The 13,383-nt window shown below is 64.7% G+C and carries 10 protein-coding genes; 2 read left to right on the forward strand and 8 right to left on the reverse strand.

Annotated features, from left to right (window positions below):
- The 3 genes from A5791_RS12240 to A5791_RS12250 form a co-directional block, all read right to left on the reverse strand.
- Nucleotides 1-941 (reverse strand): Gfo/Idh/MocA family protein (locus A5791_RS12240; protein ID WP_067236660.1); only part of this gene is annotated, 941 nt, incomplete at its 3' end.
- Between the two features lie 25 nt (nucleotides 942-966).
- Entirely contained in the window at nucleotides 967-2,181 is a 1,215-nt protein-coding gene (locus A5791_RS12245) for an FAD-dependent oxidoreductase (RefSeq protein ID WP_067236664.1), read from the reverse strand.
- Between the two features lie 84 nt (nucleotides 2,182-2,265).
- A complete protein-coding gene (locus A5791_RS12250; RefSeq protein WP_067236667.1) occupies nucleotides 2,266-3,876 on the reverse strand; it encodes an arylsulfatase in 1,611 nt (536 codons plus the stop codon).
- Between the two features lie 79 nt (nucleotides 3,877-3,955).
- Between A5791_RS12250 and A5791_RS12255 the strand changes: the two genes are divergently transcribed.
- Nucleotides 3,956-5,986, forward strand: coding sequence for a serine/threonine-protein kinase (locus A5791_RS12255; protein WP_067236321.1), 2,031 nt, complete (start codon nucleotides 3,956-3,958; stop codon nucleotides 5,984-5,986).
- A gap of 171 nt (nucleotides 5,987-6,157) precedes the next feature.
- Here the strand turns inward: A5791_RS12255 and A5791_RS12260 are convergent, their stop codons facing one another.
- The 3 genes from A5791_RS12260 to A5791_RS12270 form a co-directional block, all read right to left on the reverse strand.
- Nucleotides 6,158-7,426 carry an amidohydrolase family protein gene (locus tag A5791_RS12260; protein ID WP_067236324.1) on the reverse strand — a complete coding sequence of 423 codons (1,269 nt, stop codon included), beginning with the start codon at nucleotides 7,424-7,426 and terminating at the stop codon, nucleotides 6,158-6,160.
- A 98-nt stretch (nucleotides 7,427-7,524) separates the two neighbouring features.
- A complete protein-coding gene (locus tag A5791_RS12265) occupies nucleotides 7,525-8,298 on the reverse strand; it encodes a class II aldolase/adducin family protein (protein ID WP_197504670.1) in 774 nt (257 codons plus the stop codon).
- On the reverse strand, nucleotides 8,285-9,916 hold the full coding sequence (locus A5791_RS12270; RefSeq protein ID WP_067236674.1) for a class I adenylate-forming enzyme family protein: 1,632 nt from the start codon (nucleotides 9,914-9,916) through the stop codon (nucleotides 8,285-8,287). Before A5791_RS12270 ends, A5791_RS12265 begins: the two co-directional genes overlap by 14 nt.
- Before the next feature lie 74 nt (nucleotides 9,917-9,990).
- On the opposite strand from A5791_RS12270, the gene A5791_RS12275 reads away from it, so the two are divergent.
- Entirely contained in the window at nucleotides 9,991-10,842 is an 852-nt protein-coding gene (locus A5791_RS12275) for a DMT family transporter (RefSeq protein WP_067236328.1), read from the forward strand.
- Nucleotides 10,843-10,855: 13 nt separating this feature from the next.
- On the opposite strand, the gene A5791_RS12280 is transcribed toward A5791_RS12275, so the two are convergent.
- Complete coding sequence (locus A5791_RS12280; protein WP_067236331.1) at nucleotides 10,856-12,259, reverse strand: acyl-CoA desaturase; 1,404 nt, start codon at nucleotides 12,257-12,259, stop codon at nucleotides 10,856-10,858.
- A gap of 14 nt (nucleotides 12,260-12,273) precedes the next feature.
- The gene (locus tag A5791_RS12285; protein WP_067236678.1) at nucleotides 12,274-13,371 is read right to left on the reverse strand and encodes a ferredoxin reductase; all 1,098 of its coding nucleotides are present in this window, start codon (nucleotides 13,369-13,371) and stop codon (nucleotides 12,274-12,276) included.
- Nucleotides 13,372-13,383 lie beyond the last annotated feature (12 nt).

The raw sequence follows: 13,383 nt of genomic DNA on the forward strand, positions 1-13,383 counted from the left end.
ATGTTTTCGACCGCGTCTTGGGGCGTCGTTCGCACCGGCACACCGCGGCGGACGGCGTCGACGAACGCGTCGAGCTGGTAGGCGTAGGACGGTCGACGCCCGAGACGTTCGACGCGCTTGCCGTCCGACGATCGGACCGCGAGCCGATGGTAGAACTGCGGCATGACGGGATTGAAAACACGCAGCTCGCCGCGTTCGCCGACGACCTTGGCGCTGATCTGCAGCAGGCGCTTGGACCACATCGAGCACCGGACCCGACCGGTGTGCCCGTCGGCGAAGCGCAAGTCTGCCGTCATTGCGCGGTCGACCTGAGGATCTCGCAACTTCGCCTGCGCGGAAACGACTTCCGGGATGGAACCGCCGAAGGTGCGGGCCATGTGCACCGCGTAGCAGCCCGCATCCATGGTGGCGCCGCCGGCGAGCGAATAGTTGTAGCGGATGTCGGAAAATCGCGGCAGCGGGAAACACAGGGCCGCCTCGACCCGCCGCAGCTTCCCCAGCTCGCCCGAGGTGATGATCGCCTCGACGCGCAGGGCCAGCGGATGGTAGCGATAGTGGAACGCCTCCATCACGACGCGATCCGATGCGGCGGAAAGCTCCGCGATCTCGCGCGCCTCGACAGCGTTTGCGGTGAAAGGCTTTTCGCACAGCACATGCTTCCCTGCGGCCAGTGCTGCTCGGGTCCACTTGCCGTGCAGACCATTCGGCAGTGGGTTGTACACGGCATCGACTTCGGGGTCGGCGATCAAAGCGTCGTAGTTGTCGTGTACTCGGGTAATGCCGTGTTTTGCCGCAAAGGTTTGGGCGCGCGACACATCGCGTGCGGCTACCGCTGCTACCACCGCTTCGGCGTTGTCTTTGGTCGGGTTGATGAGCGCCATCGGCGCGATGCGTGCCGCACCCAGGACGCCGATCCGCAGCGGGGCCGCTTGTCCAGTCACGAAGTGAACGCTAGCAGCCGCCGGGTCAACGACGCGCGAATGCGGGGGCGCGCTCGGGCCGCACTCCGACCCCGATGAAATAGGCGGGCACAAAGGACAGCCAGGGCAGTCGTTGCACCAAGCCGAGCAGGGCTGTCGGCGGGGTGGGGTCTGCTCCTCGTAGCAGCGGCCCGAGCAGAGTGCGCTGCAGCATCCGTTGCACAGCCTGGGTGACGGCGGTAGGAAACAGGCGGCGGCGCCGGACCGCCGCCAGATCGCGCTCGGTGACGTGGTGCCGGCGCAGCGGTTCGGCCAATACCCTTGCCGCCGCGACGGCATCTTGGACAGCCAGGTTGATGCCGACGCCGCCCAGTGGAGACATCGCGTGCGCGGCATCGCCGATACACAGCAGCCCGTCAATGTGCCAGCGATGCAGCCGATCTACCCGGACGTCGAGATGCTTGACTTCATCCATGGATTCCAGCGCGGCCACGGAGTGGGTCATGTCGGGTAGCAACGCTCCGACGTCGCGCCGGAACGCTTCGATGCCCCGCGCTCGCAGTTCGCCATCCGTGCCCTTGGGTCCGAGATAAGCGATCTGGTAATAGCCTTCGCGCGGGATGACGCCGAGGGCCTTGCCTGGACCGACCCGAGGCAGGAAGGAGAATTGGGTGTCTTCCTCGTGCGGAAGCCGGAACCACCACACGTCGAAATTGACCGGGTACTCGTGTCGCTTCAACCCGGCTTCGTGCGGAGCGATCGACCAGCGCCCGTCGCATGCAACGGTCAGTTCGGCTTTCAGTTCGCCGGCACCTTCGGGTCCTGTATAGCGCACCCCGGCAACCCTGCCGGCGTCCCACAACAGGCCGGTGGCTTCGGTGTTCATCCGCAACGTGAACGTGGGCTCGGCTTCGGCGGCCTCGGCCAGGAGCTTCAACAAGTCCCACTGCGGCACCATTGCGACAAAAGGATGCGGTTGACGCAAACGTCCGAAATCGACGTAGGTCACCGAGCGGCCGTCCGCCTCGAATGTCGCCTTGTGCACCTCGGTGTGGGGTAGAGCAGCGAACCGCTCCCACAAGCCCAGTTCGTCGAGCAACCGCATCGTCGTCGGATGCACCGTGTCACCGCGGAAGTCGCGCAGGAAGTCGCCGTGCTTCTCCAGCAGGGTGACCTCCACGCCTGCCCGGGCCAACAGCAGCCCGAGGACCATTCCGGCCGGGCCGCCGCCGATTATCGCGCACGTGGTGGTGTCAACCATCATCGCTCAGCATACGGGCCAGCTGACCCGTCGCCACAACGAGCAAGCTGTCCCATACGAAATCGCTTCCAGCACAATGCACTTTCAGGAAAAGTTTGGCAGGTCGACCTGGAAAACCGAGACAGGATCCAGGATCACGCCGTTGTCCTGCACGTAGCGCTCCCACAGCTCGAGGAGCTCGGCCAGCTTGTCGGGTTGTGAGCGGGAAAGATCATAGATCTCGCCCGGGTCCTGCGAGAGGTCATAGAGTTGCCAGGTGCCCGGGCCATACGGCGCGGGCAGGTAGAGCGCCTTCCAGTCGCCCCGTCGGATGGCTCGCCGGCCGAACAACTCCCAACCGGTACTGGTGTCGGCGTCGTGTACCGCATCGGCGATCCCCGACAGATAGCCCACCATTGAGCGGCCACGCATGGGCACCACTTCGCGCCCGTGGTAGGTGCTGGGGTGTGCGGTGTCCGCCAGTTCCAGCACGGTGGGCGCGATGTCCATGACGGTCGTAAAAGCGGTGCCGATTTGTTGCTGCCGGGTGAAGCCGGGCCAGGTGACGAAGCCGACGACCCGGATCCCGCCTTCGGTGGTGAACGCCTTGTGCAGGCGTGACGGTGCGGTGGCAGCCTGTGCCCAGCGCGGGCCGTACCAGATGTACGAGGTGGGTCCGCCGAGGTTGTCGAGGCTGTTGTCGCAATACTTTTCGATCTGTGCGGCGATCTGCGGGCCGCGCAGCGGCATCGCCTCGACGATCGCGCCTTCTGCGCCGTTGTCGGACAAGAAGATTACGACTGTCTCGTCGAGTTCACCGGTCTCGCCCAGGTAGTCGATCACCCGCCCGATGTTCCAATCCATGCGCTCGACCATGGCGGCGTAAACCTCCATGCTGCGTGCCGAGCGCGCGCGTTCATCGGCCGTCATGTCGGACCACTCGGGAGCGCCGTCGGCCACGACGGGGTGCGGCGTGACATCGGGTTCGCATAAGCCGAGCCGCTTGAGCGCGGCCAAGCGGGCGTCGCGCAAGGCGTCCGGCCCGGCGTCGTAGCGGCCGTGATAAGCCGCGATGGATTCCCGGGGAGCTTGCAGCGGCCAGTGTGGCGCCTGAAAGGGCAGGTAGGCGAAGAAGGGTCGGTGTTCGCCGTCGGAGCGTTCCCGGAAGTAGCGCAACAAGGTATCGGTGTAGGAGTCCGACGAGTAGAACTCGTCGCCGACAGTGACGAACCGGTCGTCTTCGGTGTAAAGCGTTGGCACCGGAGAGAATCCGCCAGCCTGTCCACCGCCGTAGTGGCTGGCGCCGGCCGGCAGCAGGGCAAACGAACGCTCGAACCCGCGTGCCCACGGCGAAGTCTCGATCGTGCTGCCAAGATGCCACTTGCCGGACATCAACGTCAGATAGCCGTCGTCGCGCAGTAACTCGGGCAGGGTCACCACCCGGTCGTTCAGATAGCCCTCATAGCCTGGTGCGCCGGCGAATTCGGGGATCGCGACCTCGAGCATCGTGCCGATGCCGGCGATGTGGTGGTCGGTGCCGGTCAACAACATCGCCCGAGTCGGTGAGCAGGCCGGCGCCGAATGAAAATCGGTGAGGCGGCACCCCGCGTACGCCAACCGATCCAAGTTCGGCGTGTTGATCTCGCCGCCGAACGCGCCGATATCGGAAAACCCGAGATCGTCTGCGACTATCACCAGGAAGTTCGGGCGTTTCATCTGCACGACGATAACGGGCCCGTGCTTGGTAGCATGAGCTACCATCCGCATCTCGGTAAGCCCTGATCAGGATCGTTGAATGCCGCTAGCTGTGGGAACGGTGGTCGCCGGCTACCGGATCGAGGGTGTGCTGGGCTCCGGGGGTATGGGCACGGTGTATCTGGCGCGCCATCCAACTCTGCCCCGCAGCGATGCGCTGAAGATCCTGTCCACCGAGCTTTCCCTGGACCAAAAGTTCCGTGCCCGATTCATCCGCGAAGCCGATCTGGCCGCCACGTTGAATCATCCCAATATCGTCACGGTCTTCGATCGCGGCGAAACAGCAGACGCTCAGCTCTGGATAGCCATGGAGTATGTCAAAGGCACTGCGGCCAATGATATTTCGAGCGTCAACCTCACGCCGGCACGGATCACGCGCATAACCACCGGCGTCGCCAGGGCGCTCGATTACGCCCATTCCCGCCGGGTTCTGCACCGCGACGTCAAACCCGGGAACTTCCTGGTTTCCGGACCCATGGACATCCCAGCGGCCGATCAGGAGCGAGTTCTGCTCGCCGATTTCGGGATCGCTCGCGCGCTTGACGATGCCTCCTCACTGACCGCGACCGGCTCGCTGGTCTTCACAGCGGCGTATGCCGCGCCGGAGGCAATCGAAGGCGAAACTGTCGACCATCGGGCCGATATCTATTCGCTGGGCTGCTCGCTGTTTCGGCTGCTGACCGGCAGAACACCGTACGGTGAAACCGGTTCGCTGCCAGCGATGTTGATGGCCCACATGATGCGGCCCGTGCCACGCCCGAGCGAGGTGACCCCGGGCCTGCCACCGGCCATCGACGCCGTGATTGCCCGCGCGATGGCGAAGAATCCAGGCGAGCGGTTCAGCACCGCGGGTGAGCTCGCCGCCGCGACCGCGGCAGCATTGACCGGTCATCCCGCCGCGCCCTCGTCCGGCAGTGGGTCCCAGACACGGAGTTGGACAACACGGCCGGTGTCGCACCCGACCCCGCCTCCGGCCCTGAGCAGCGGCCCCGCACGGCAGGAGCCGACGCAGCCGCCGACGCCGCTCGGGCATCAGGTTGCGCCGGCGCCGCACCCGCCACCGGCCACGCCGTCTTTCGTCCCCGAAAGTCCTGGGCAACGGCCGCGGCGACGGCGCAGGCGGGCCCTCATCCTGACGGCGTTGGCGCTCACCGTGGTCGCGGTGGCCACAACCGTGACCGTATCTCTGGTCGGACACCACCGTGGTGGCGGATTGGCGCCGTATCAGCCGCAGACGCTCACCGGAGTCCATGGGGATGTTCGTCTTGATCAGCGGCCGCTGGCCATCGCGGCCCTGGGACCCGGCGATCCCGACGCGGTGCTGTCGCTCGGCGTCCAACCGGTGGTGATCGGAGGCATGACGGGCAACTTGCCCAGTTGGATTCAGCCCCTGGTGCATTCGTCGCCGCCGGTGCTGGGAACGCCCAATCCGGCAGCGGTAGCGGCAGCCAAACCCGACCTGATCATCGATACCGGCGACGTCGACAAAGCCACCTACGACAAGTTGGCCGCCGTCGCGCCAACGCTGACCCGTCCGGCTGACAGCACGCAAGACTGGACCTGGCAGGCGCAGCTGACGTGGATCGCTCAGGCGCTCGGCCGCTCCGATACCGCGAAAACGCTGATCGCCGATGCTGGGTCGCGACTTGCCACCATCAAATCGCAACACCCGGGCTTTGGCGGCAAATCGATCACCGTGGTGAACTTCTCCGGTGTCGCCACCACCGCCGCGGCGCGCGTGTCACGGCCGACGAGCTACCTGGAAAATCTGGGATTCAGTTACAACACCAACTTCCGACGCGGGCCCACTGAGCCCCCCGAAGTACCGCTGGACACCCCGACCGCGTTTTCCCAGGCTCAGTCGACCGCGGTTATGGTTTTGTGCCGCACCGATCCAGCCGCTGGCGGCGGCGGATACAACGGTCTACCAACGGGTTTCAACGCATATACCGGTATCTTGGTCATCATCGACGACCCGGCCACCATCGCCGCGTTCAACACCGGCGGTCCTGCCGCCAATGCCTATCTCAACCAAGCGCTGGTCAACAAACTGGCCAACCAAATCCATTAAGCCTTAGCTTTTTGATTGTGAAACCTGGGCTTTGATGGTGAAGCCTGGGCGGAACTATGGCCAGTGGTACCGCCCTGTGTTCACGCGCGAAACCCAGGATTCACTCTCGAAGCCCAGGATTCACACGGAAAGCCTGGGCAACGAAGGCGGCGCGCAATGCCGTCGAAGTCTTCAGAAAGCGTCCGGATCCTGCTGTATTTCCGACGGCACCGGGTGGCGGTATAAGCGCGAGGCGTTCTCCCAGGTGAACCTGCGGATCACGTCCGGCGGCAGGTCGCCGATCTGTTCATGGATCGTTTCCTGGGTGTGCGGCCAGGTCGAATCACAGTGCGGGTAGTCAGCTTCCAACATGATGTTGTCCACGCCGATCCGGTCCCGCTGGACGAACGACGACTTGTCCTCGACCGCGCAGAACCAGAAGTTGCGTGTGAAAACCTCTGCGGGAGTCAGACTCTCACCCAGCGCCCGCCAGGTGCCATACATCTCGTGGTAGCTCAGCATATGGTCGAGCCGGTCCAGCAACCCGGCAACCCAGCCGATTCCGCCCTCTGACAGACAGACCTTGAGATCGGGAAACCTGCTGGGCAGTCCCGAATACAACCAGTCGACCGCCGCCGAAATGGCATAGGCGAAGAACAGCACACCCTGAACGTCGGGCGGCGCATCCTCCGTGGTAGACGGCGACGAACCCGAAGATCCGATGTGCAGATTCACCACCGTGCCGGTCTCCGCACATGCGGCCATCATCGGATCCCAATGACCTGAATGAATGCTCGGCAGTTCAAGCATCGCCGGGTTCTCGCTGAAAGTGATTGCGTGGAAGCCACGCTCGGCGTTCTCGTAGATCATGTTGGCGCCGACCTCGGGATCGAGCAGCCACGGCAATTGGCACGGAATGATCCGGTCGGGATACGAACCCGCCCAGACTTCGAGGTGCCAATCATTCCATGCCCGCACCGAGGCGAGCGCCAGGTCGCGGTCCTTGGTCACCTGCTGCAGCCGCTGGCCGGCGAAGCCCGGCAGGAACGACGGAAAATTGAGCGAGGCGTAGATGCCGTTGAGATCCATGTCCTTGATGCGCGCATGGATATCCCATGCACCCCTGCGCATTTCGTCGAATCGAACCGGCTCGAAGCCGTATTCGGACACCGGCCGCCCGACCACGGCGTTGAAGCCTACGTTGGGCAATTCCCGGCCGTCGTAGACCCACGTCTGGCCGCCCTGCCCGTTGTCCACGACTTTGGGGGCGCGATCGGAGAACCTTTGCGGCATACGTCCGGCGAAGGTGTCCGGAGGTTCGACGATGTGGTCGTCTACCGAGATCACCGTGTAGCGGCGCCGCGCCCGGGGCGGATCGGGCAGGAAGGTGACCGAACGTTCGGCGCCGGTTTTGGCGGTGGTGAAGCTCAAATTGGCGGCCAGCTCGTCGATGGATTTCATGGTCGGCAATCTCTCCTTGCGGGGGCTATGTCAGCGCGAGCAGACGCAAAAGCACTGAATTCGAGCCGAATTGACGTGCTTTTGCGTCTGTTCGCGGTTCAGGTGAGCACATCGGGATCGGCTTTGATGGTCATCCGCGCGGCCCCCGCCCAATAGACGTCGGCGGCGCGTTCGATCAGCGATCGTTGCATCCCCGCCATGTCCGACCATTTCATGTGCAGCGGCTCGGTGGCGGTCAGCATGACGTCGTAGGCCAGCTTGCACACCCGCTCGATCGACGCCGCTCGATAGACGGCCTCGGGCAGATTGCGGCCGGTCGCGATGACGCCGTGGTTGGCCAGAATCGTGAGGTTGGCGCCGCCGATGCGGGCCGCGAGTTCGGCTGCGCCAGAGGCGCTGTCGATTTCGCCGTCGTAGGTATCGACCAGGCAGAGGTCGTCCAGGAACAGCGAACCGGTCTGATGCACCAGGTCGGGCAAGCGGCCCAGGGCGGCGAGCAGGCATACGTAGTACGGGTGGTTGTGGATGACCACGCGGGCGTCATCGCGCACCCGGTGCAGTTCGGTGTGGATGTGGATGGCCGGAGTGACGTCCCAACGGCCACGCACTACCCGCGCGTCGCTGTCCACCACGCAGATATCCGACGCGGTCAGTTCGGCCCACCACAGGCCCCACGGATTGACCAACATGTTCGTTTGCCCGTCGGGCTGCCAGGTGATGTGTCCGGCCATGTTCTCCGCGAACCCGATCGCAGCGAGATGGCGGAAGGCCACGGCCAGCGCCTGCTCGTCGGACAGCTCGACCCCGATCGGGGGCACCACCGACGGCGCCCACACCTCGAGGCCGCCTGGGCGTGCGTCAGGAGCATTCACAATTGGCCTCCATTTTGTCTCGAATGTCCGCGCGCAGCGCGCCTTTGGTGACCTTCCCGCCGGACGAACGGGGCAGTTCGTCGACCACGATGAGGCGTTCGGGAAGCAGCTCCTTCGAAGTCCCCAGCGCCAGCAGATGCTCGACGAGCTCAGGTAGGTCGATCTTGTGAGCATCGACGACTTCGGCGTAGACGCAAACCTTTTCGCCGAACACCGGGTCCGGCATCGCGACTGCGGCAGCCATCGCGATCGCGGGGTGCGTGGTAACCGCGTCCTCCACCTGTGCCGCGCTGATGTTCTTGCCGCCGCGCAAAATGAAATCCGATGTTCGGCCGGTGACGCTGAGGTAGCCATCGGCGTCGATCCGGCAGATATCACCCATCCGCATCCACCCGTCGCGGGTGAACAGCTTGTCGTGGTCGGTACCGCCGAGGTAGCCGAGACTGGTTGCCGGGCCGCGGCACGCGGGCTGACCTTGCCCGGTCGCAGTGACGTCGCGGTCGCCGTCGAAGAGCCGCACCGACATCTCCGGCACGATCCGACCGCCCGTGCGGAGCCGGCGTTCGCGGGGGTCGTCCAGCGTGGTCGCGCTGAGCATTCCCGTCTCGTTGGAACCGTAGAACTGCAGGATCCTGGCCCCGGTGAGTTCCTCGAACTCGGCAGCCGGCCGATACGGCAATGCCTCCCCGCCGGCGAACACGACACGCAACGAACTCAAGTCGAAGTCCCGTGACGCAACGTCGGCCATCAACATCGTCAATTGCGTACTGACGCAACATAACACGGTCACCCGACGCCGAGCGATCGCCTCGCAGGCCGCCCTCGCCGTGAACCGGTCCAGGATCACTGCGGTGGCTCCGAGGTAGATGGGGCTGGTGTGGCTGGTCCAGATCCCGAAGCCGAACGGCATGGGTATGACGGGTAAGAATATGTCGTCGCTGGTCAGTAACCCGTTGGCGACGGCCTTCTGGTGGAAGTAGAACCAACGGTTCTGGGTGTGCACGACACACTTGGGCTGCCCCGTCGTGCCCGAGGTGGAGTTGATCAGGAAGACGTCGTCGGGGCCGAGCTGAGACGCGAGCGACGGTGCCCGCGGGTCGGCCTGGGTGTCCAGCCGCAGCGCACCCGCATCGTGGCCCAAGACGAGCGGCGCCAGCCTGAAGTCTGCGAGCTGCTCCGCGACCTGGGTCGCGGCTGCGCTGCGCTGGTGATCGCTGATCAGGATCTTGGGTTGCGAACTGCGCAGGATCGCAGCGGCCTCGCGGGTACCGGCGCGCGCGCCGATGCCGACGACGACGGCGCCGCAGCGTTCGACCGCGACGAACAGCGCGTGGATGGCGGCGGAGTCGCCGTGCCACACCGCTACCCGGTCGCCGCGCGTGACACCAACCCCGGCCAACTGCTGCGCCAGATCGCTTGCCGCATAGTCGAATTCGCTCCAGGTCAGCAGCATTCCCGGGTGGTCGATGTACGCGGTGCGGCCGGGTGAGCGAGCGGCATTGGCGCGCACCGCGTCGGACAGCGTGACGTCGGACCACCAACCCTGCGCTCGATACCGGGCGGCGTCCTCGGCGGTGAACGCGGGCGATCCTACGGCCTCCAGCCCACCAACGCTCATCAACCGATGATAGGGAACGAGGTGACAGTGGTTGCGGCGGCCCGAGGCGGCCCGCCACAGCATATTGTCGGTCTGTGCTAATCGGTTTCCTGCTGGCCCTGGGCTGTTCGGTGTGCTACGGCACGGCTTCGGTCTTGCAAGCGGTAGCGGCACGATCGGTGCAAGGCGAGAGCAGGTCGGGTGTCGACGCCGCGTTGGTATTGCGCGCTGCCAGGCAATGGCGATACCTCGCCGGCATCGGTCTTGACGGCCTCGGATTTGTCCTCCAGGTGATAGCACTGCGCTTGGTACCGATCTATGTCGTCGCCGCTGCGCTCGCCGCCTCGATCGCGGTCACCGGGATCGTCTCCGCGTGGGCCCTGTCTGCGCGACTGTCACCAGCCGAGTGGACAGCGGTAGGCATCGTCTGCGTGAGCCTCGCAGTACTCGCCGGCGCCGCCGGACCCGGGCACTTTCGGCGCGCACCGGCCGGCCTCGGCTGGGCCCTGTTGGGGGTGGTGGTCGCGATCCTGGTTGCCGGTGTCGCCGCTGGCCGGTTGAGTGATCGAGAGCGTGCCCTTGCCCTCGGCTTCGGTGCAGGCAGCGGCTTCGGTGTGGTGGAAGTCGGCGTGCGCCTGATCGACTTGATTGCCCCGACCAAAGCCGCCTTCTACACCAACCCGGCGCTGTACGCGGCGATCAGCGGCGGCGTCATCGGATTTCTTTTGTTCACATCCGCGTTGCAACGCGGGTCCGTAACCACGACAGTCGCCGCCATGGTCGTTGGTGAAACCGTTGCCCCGGCGCTAGTCGGGGCGGTGTGGCTCGGTGACCGCGCACGCGAGGGCCTCGGCTGGCTGGTCGTGTTGGGATTCGCGGTTGCGGTCGCCGGCACTCTGGGGCTGGCGCGATTCGGGGAAGCACCGAGCCCGGCGGAAGCAGACTGAGACCCGAGCTGGCTCAATCGTCGCCGCGCGGCGGTGGCTGCACCTCTACACCGCTTGACTCGTGCTCCGGGCCTGCGGCCGGGTGTTCGGCCGGAACACGTTCACGGAATCGAGTCGCTTCACCGTCATTGCCGGGCTCGGGACGCCGATCGTCGCTGTGGTATGGCCCGGGCTTAGGCCGGGGCTTGCCACCCGGGAAGGCCAATCGAAAGATGCTGCGGTGCACTGAGAACCACTGCTTGGAGAATCGCCCGGTGTTGTACGGCAGCTCGTAGCGTTCGCAGATATCTTTGATCTTCGGAGCGATCTCCGAGTAGCGGCTGCTCGGCATGTCGGGATACAGGTGGTGCTCGACTTGATAACCCAGGTTGCCGCTGATGACGTGGAACAGCGGGCTGCCCTCGATGTTGGCCGCACCGACGAGTTGCCGCAGATACCAATCGCCGCGCGTCTCGTTCTCGACTTCCTGTTCGGTGAACGTGTAGGTCTGGTCGGGGAAATGTCCGCAGAAGATGATGGCGTGCGCCCACACGTTGCGGATGACATTGGCCGCGGCGTCGGCGAGCAGGGTTCGCAGATAGGTGCTTTCCACACCGGGCAATGTCCGGTCGAGGAACGTCGCCGCCGCGCCGACCCGCCCTTTGCCCGAAATTCTCCGGAGCCGCCTGCCGATACGCGACTCCGCCGGCTGCTCGAGTCGGCCACGCGACGCCAGCTGCACCAGCGCGAATGCGCCGGCACTGATCAGCGGCCAGCCCAAATAGTCCTTGAAGATCTGCGAACGTGCCTTGCCGCCAATGCCTTTGAGGTCCTTACGGATCTCCGACCACGGCTTCTCTCCGGCCCGGATCGCCTCGATGTCCATATCGTGGACCGCCACACCCCACTCAAAGAGCGCTGTGAGCAGCAGGTTGTAGAGCGGTTGCCCAAGATAGCGCGGATGCCATTTTTGATTGGGATCGATCCGCATGATCTCGTAGCCGAGGTCTTTGTCCTTGCCCAAGATGTTGGTGTAGGTGTGGTGGATGTAGTTGTGCGAGTGCTTCCACGCCTCCTTGGTCGAGGCGGTGTCCCAGTCCCACACCGAGGAATGAATGTCGGGATCGTTCATCCAATCCCACTGGCCGTGCATGACGTTATGGCCGATCTCCATGTTTTCCAGGATCTTGGCCATACCCAGGCACGCCGTTCCGAGGACCCATGCAGTCTTAGATCGCGATGCCAGCAGGAGCACACGACCGGCTACCACAATCTGCCGCTGCACCGAAATGACGGTTTTGATATAGCTACGGTCGCGCTCGCCGAGATCGGCGAACACCTCGTCGTGAATCGCGTCGAGTTCTTTCGCGAGCTTTTCGCGTTCCTGCTCGCCCAAATGGGCAAACGGGGTCTCTTGGCGTTGCAAAGTAGAAGTCACCCCAAATCCTTTCGTCAGAGCTCTAGTTCGATGTCGCCCTCGGCGGTATTGATACAGATCCGCACGTCCTGCCCCACGGGTTCGATCACGTCACCGGAGCGCAGATCGCGAAGTTTGCCGGCCTTCAGCGTGCCGACGCAGGTGTGGCAGATTCCGATGCGACAGCCGAAGGCGAGGTTGAGGCCGGCCTGCTCGCCGGCTTCCAAAATTGATGTGCCGCCGTCACATTCGACGGACTTCTCGCTGTCGAGGAAGCAAACTTCGCCGCCTTCACCGGTAGCGCCGTCACCACCGATCTTGGGCTGGAACCGTTCCATGTGCAGGCGATCGCAATCGCCGTTGCTTTTCCAGTGCTCGGTCAGCGCATCGAGCATCTCCCCCGGCCCGGAACAAAAGGCCTCACGATCGCGCCAGTCCGGGCAGACCTCGTCGAGGTCTGCCGGCTCAAGCCGGCCCCGCTCGGACGTCAGGCGCAGATCCAGCCGCAGCCCGTCGTGGCGGCGATCGAGGTCTTCGAGGACGGACAAAAACATGACCTGTTCGCGGGTCCGAGCGGAGTGAATGACGATAACGTCGTCCAGTTGGTCGCGATGGTCGAGGCTGCGCAGCATGCTCATGATCGGTGTGATGCCGCTGCCGGCGCTGATGAACAACATTTTGGGCGGCAGCGGGTCGGGCAGCGTGAACACGCCCTCTATTTCGCCGAGCCGCACCAAGTCACCGGGCTGGATTTTCTGCACGAGGTATGGCGAGACCACGCCGCCGTCCACCTTCTTGGGCGTAACGCTGATCAGACCGTCTTCGGGCGACGGGTCCGATGTCAGCGAATAGGCCCGCCAGTGGTAGACGCCGTCGATCACGACGCCCAGGCGCACGTACTGCCCGGGCTTGTGACCTGGCCACTCATACCCCGGCCGAATCAGAACGCTCGCTGCTTCAGAGCCTTGGGGCTCAACGCGGTCGACCTTGCCGCGCAGCTCCTTCGTGGTCCAGAGCGGGTTGATCATCTCCAGGTAGTCGTCGGGCTGCAACGGACTGAACAATCGCCGCACGGCCCGCAGGAACAACCTGCGACCGCGCGGGACTTGGGGCTGCGCACCTCGCTCCGCCATGTGGCCATAGTA

Source organism: Mycobacterium sp. 852002-51163_SCH5372311, from assembly GCF_001667115.1.
Taxonomy (GTDB): domain Bacteria; phylum Actinomycetota; class Actinomycetes; order Mycobacteriales; family Mycobacteriaceae; genus Mycobacterium.

Bases quoted from the DNA above. Each gene is read 5' to 3' on its own strand.
- A5791_RS12255 (WP_067236321.1), top strand. From the start codon at position 3,956: ATGCCGCTAGCTGTGGGAACGGTGGTCGCCGGCTACCGGATCGAGGGT.
- A5791_RS12285 (WP_067236678.1), bottom strand. From the start codon at position 13,371: ATGGCGGAGCGAGGTGCGCAGCCCCAAGTCCCGCGCGGTCGCAGGTTG.
- A5791_RS12260 (WP_067236324.1), bottom strand. From the start codon at position 7,426: ATGAAATCCATCGACGAGCTGGCCGCCAATTTGAGCTTCACCACCGCC.
- A5791_RS12270 (WP_067236674.1), bottom strand. From the start codon at position 9,916: ATGAGCGTTGGTGGGCTGGAGGCCGTAGGATCGCCCGCGTTCACCGCC.
- A5791_RS12245 (WP_067236664.1), bottom strand. From the start codon at position 2,181: ATGGTTGACACCACCACGTGCGCGATAATCGGCGGCGGCCCGGCCGGA.
- A5791_RS12250 (WP_067236667.1), bottom strand. From the start codon at position 3,876: ATGAAACGCCCGAACTTCCTGGTGATAGTCGCAGACGATCTCGGGTTT.